Genomic DNA, 2,667 nt, shown 5'->3' with positions numbered 1-2,667 from the left:
GGCCGAGCTGGCCCGGGACGCGGGTGTAGGCGCCGGTCAAGGTGGCGGGAACGTTCTTACCGGAGGAGTCGCCGGCGGTGGCGCCGGAGGTCTCATCCAGCTTCCAGTTGAACAGCTTCTTCACCGCCATCCGCCAGCACCGCTGGGACGACACCCTGCCCACCACCGCGATGTTCTTCGCCCAGGACCAGCCCAAGCGGGCCGAGCGGCCTCCACGGGCACTCGCCGAGCATGTCATGGCCCAAGTCGAACATCCCGGCACCCTCGACCGATGGGGCAACGACGATTACCGGCTCATCACCGTGATCCTCATCCGCTGCGGGCTGCGGATCTCTGATGCGCTCCGGCTGAAGTTCGACTGCATCGCCAGCGACGCCGACCGAGCACCCTATCTGCGGTATTTCAACCACAAGATGAAACGTGAGGCGCTCGCGCCCATCGATGAGGATCTCCTGCGCCTGATCGGCCAGCAGCGACATCGCATCGCCGCCCGCTGGCCGAGCGGGTCGAACTGGCTGTTTCCGCGGCCCACCAAGAACGTCGACGGTCAAGCCCCGATCAGCAGCTCAACCTACCGGCTGGCGCTCTATCGCTGGCTGGAGGCCTGCAGCATTCGAGACGAGCATGGCCAGCCCGTCCATTTCACCCCGCACCAGTGGAGACACACGCTCGGCACCCGAATGATCAACCGCGACGTTCCGCAGGAGGTCGTCCGCCGCATCCTCGATCACGATTCGTCGCAGATGACCGGGCACTACGCCCGGCTGCACGACACCACCGTCCGGCGGCACTGGGAAGCCGCCCGCAAGGTCAACATCGCCGGGCAGGCCGTCACCCTCGACCCGGACGGCCCGCTGGCCGAAGCCGCGTGGGCCAAGCAACGGCTCGGCCGGGTCACTCAGGCCCTGGCCAACGGCTACTGCGGTCTGCCGGTCCAGAAGACCTGTCCACACGCCAACGCCTGCCTGACCTGCCCGATGTTCATCACCACCCCGGAGTTCCTGCCCCAGCACCACTGTCAACGCCAGCAGGTCGTTCAGATCATCACCGCGGCTGAGGCCCGCGGCCAGACGCGACTGGCTGAGATGAATCAGCAGGTCCTCACCAACCTGGACAACATCATCACCAGCCTGACCGACGACACCACGGCCGAGGAGGCCACCGCCGATGCCGGCTGACCACACCACTCACCTAATCATCGCGGCTCGTCGTCGTCACGAGCTGACCCGCGCCAAGGCCATCCGCACCCTCAGCGAGCTCCGCCAGGCCGGAGAACCGATCAGTTTCGACCTCGTCGCCCGAACAGCAGGCGTGTCCCGGTCATGGCTCTACTCCCAGCCCGACATCCGCGACCAGATCCAGCACCTCCGGCTGATCACCCGCCGGGCGCCCGCACCGCCCCTCCCCACCATCCAACGCGCGAGCGAGGCGTCCTTGCTGCAACGCCTGCAGGCCGCCACCGAACGCAACCAGCAACTCGCCGAAGAGAACCGGCGCCTCCGCCGACAGCTCGCCGAGGCCCTTGGCCAGCTCCGGGCGACCACACAACCTCGCTCTTCGATAACAATCGGTCCCTGCTGACAGGCAGCCAACCCCCTCACGCTGTCTCGTCGAGAACACTGTCCTCAACGAGACAGCCCAGGTCACCGGCATGATCAATTCGCAGGCTCAAGATAACCCTCGAGCGGTTGAACAAGGAGATCAAACGCCGCACCGACGTCGTCGGCGTCTTCCTCGACCGGCCCGCCATTATCCGCCTCATCGGCGCGGTGCTGGCGGAGCAGACCGATGAGTGGGTCGAAGGCCGCCGCTACATGGGCGTGCAAGCCCTCGCCAAAGCCCGCCTGCGTGTTCTGTCCGGCGACACACCCACGCAGAACCCACTCCCACAGACACTTACCGCTTAACCTGCAGAAACAGGACCACGCGAAGATCGACTCATACACCACGTCCGTGGACGTGACCCGGGCGGCGTGGGAGAATCGCACTTACGGGGTGTCCTTTGAAACGGGCGGCTGGAAGCGTCGAGAACTCCCATCCTCCCAGTTCGAAGGACACCTCACCTCATTTCACAGCACTCGCGCCGGATCTCGATCGGTGGATTCGGGCTGAGACAAGTGAGACGTCGGATGCTAGCGTGGCATCCTCACCGACACCCTCGGCCTGCTCCAGGCAGTCACCGTCGTCGCCGCCGACCTGTCCGATAACACCATCGGCTGAGCCTGCTCACCCAGGCCGGCAGCACCTACCCGACGATCACCAAAGCGTGGGTGGACACCGGCCTCAAGAACGCCGCCATCGAACACGGCGCCACCTTGGACATCGACGTCGAAGCCGTCCCACGCCGCTCCAACCAGCCCGGCTTCCACGTGGTAAAACGCCGCTGGGTGGTGGAACGCACCCTGGGCTGGCTCATGCTCCACCGCCGCCTGGCCCGCGACTACGAAACCCGCACCGACCACGCCGCAGCCATGATCCGCACCGCATCGATCGACAACCTCACCCGGCGCATCACCGGCGAAAACACCCCAACCTGGCGAGACGCGTAACCGGCAATCAATCATGAACTTCGCTTTTCAGACGCCCACTCAGCTTGATCTTTAACCTGTCTGTCCGAGCCGGGCGGCGAGGGTGGTTTCTCGTTTGACGGTTTTGCCGACGTCGTAG

At 65.4% G+C, this 2,667-nt stretch carries 2 protein-coding genes and 2 pseudogenes; all 4 read left to right on the top strand.

Annotated features, from left to right (window positions below; all coding sequences use genetic code 11):
• Positions 1-170: 170 nt before the first annotated feature.
• Positions 171-1,178 (top strand): tyrosine-type recombinase/integrase, encoded by a 1,008-nt coding sequence (locus DQW85_RS24630; RefSeq protein WP_205315375.1) that lies wholly within the window; start codon positions 171-173, stop codon positions 1,176-1,178.
• On the top strand, positions 1,168-1,581 hold the full coding sequence (locus DQW85_RS24625; protein ID WP_113702387.1) for a DUF6262 family protein: 414 nt from the start codon (positions 1,168-1,170) through the stop codon (positions 1,579-1,581). The genes DQW85_RS24630 and DQW85_RS24625 overlap by 11 nt, the downstream gene beginning before the upstream one ends.
• 101 nt (positions 1,582-1,682) lie before the next feature.
• Positions 1,683-1,907: pseudogene (locus DQW85_RS24620) on the top strand (transposase); the annotation flags it as partial.
• Between the two features lie 229 nt (positions 1,908-2,136).
• A pseudogene (locus DQW85_RS24615) lies at positions 2,137-2,549 on the top strand (transposase family protein); the annotation flags it as partial.
• Between the last annotated feature and the right edge of the window lie 118 nt (positions 2,550-2,667).

Origin of the sequence: Nonomuraea lactucae (assembly GCF_003313395.1) — a bacterium.
GTDB lineage: Bacteria > Actinomycetota > Actinomycetes > Streptosporangiales > Streptosporangiaceae > Nonomuraea > Nonomuraea lactucae.
The sequence above is the reverse complement of the archived record's forward strand: the minus strand, read 5'-3'. Positions and strand labels throughout refer to the sequence as shown.